Source organism: Alcanivorax sp. HI0044 (assembly GCF_001634945.1).
Window position 1 is genome coordinate 1 of record NZ_LWEZ01000260.1, and the last position, 1200, is coordinate 1200.

Here is a 1200-nt window from a genome sequence, read left to right on the forward strand (position 1 = left end):
GGTGCATGTTGCCGTCGCCGATGTGGCCGAACCAGACGATCTCGAAATCCGGGTAGGCGTCCTGCACCACGGTGTCCACGTCTTCCACGAAGTCCGGCACCTTGGCGATGCTCACGGAGATGTCGTTCTTGTACGGGGTGTGCGGGGCGATGGATTCGGAGATGCGCTCACGCAGCTGCCACAGCTGGTCCAGCTGCTGCAGGGACTGGCTCATGACGCCGTCCAGCACCCAGCCCTCTTCCACGCATTTCTCGAAGATGGCCATGGCCTGCTCGCCGACCTGCTCGGAAAGCTGCTCGAATTCCAGCAGGCAGTAGAACGGGCACTCGGTCTCGAAGGGCTTGGGCACGCCGTGGGCCAGTACGTGGGCCATGGCCTTGTCGGAGAAGAATTCGAAGGCAGTCAGGTCGATGTCCTGCTGGAAGGCGTGCAGGATTTTCATCACTTCCCGGAAGCCCGGGGCGCCCAGTACCAGGGCCGTCAGGTCTTTTGGCTGGCGGGTGAGTTTGACGGTGGCTTCCACCACAAAGCCCAGGGTGCCTTCGGAGCCGATAAACAGGTGGCGGAAATCGTAACCGGTGGCGTTCTTGATCAGGCCCTTGTTCAGGTCGAGCAGTTCGCCCTTGCCGGTGACCACTTTCAGGCCGGTGATCCAGTCGCGGGTCATGCCGTAGCGGATCACCTTGATGCCGCCGGCGTTGGTGCCGATGTTGCCGCCGATCTGGCTGGAGCCGGCGGAAGCGAAATCCACCGGGTAGAACAGGCCCTTCTCTTCGGCGAATTCCTGCAGCTGCTGGGTGACCACGCCGGGTTGCACGGTGACAGCGCGGTCAAATTCGTTGAACTCCAGGATCGTGTTCATGCGATCGAAGGCCACTACCAGCTCGCCGTTGGATGCCACGGCCCCGGCGGAGAGGCCGGTGCGGCCCCCGGACGGCACCAGGTGCAGACCATGCTCGTTGGCGATTTCGACGATCTGTTGCACCTCTTCCGCAGTCTCGGGCAGTGCCACGGCGCAGGGGGCCGGTGCCCAGACTTTGGTCCAGTCGACCCCGTAGCGTTCTGCGCTTTCCTGGTCGGTGAGGCAGCGATTGCCAAGCAAATCAGTCAGTTGCTCCAGTGCAGCATGGGCAAGGGCAGTCATCAACAGGTCTCCTGAACGGGTCTAACCGGGGGCTTGAAACGGCTTCATGCTGACTT

Annotated in this window: 1 protein-coding gene; it reads right to left on the bottom strand. The window is 62.4% G+C overall.

The annotated features are described in order from the left end of the window. A partial coding sequence (locus tag A3730_RS03255) for an FAD-binding oxidoreductase (protein ID WP_063537469.1) occupies nt 1–1144 on the bottom strand: 1144 nt, incomplete at its 3' end. Nucleotides 1145–1200 lie beyond the last annotated feature (56 nt).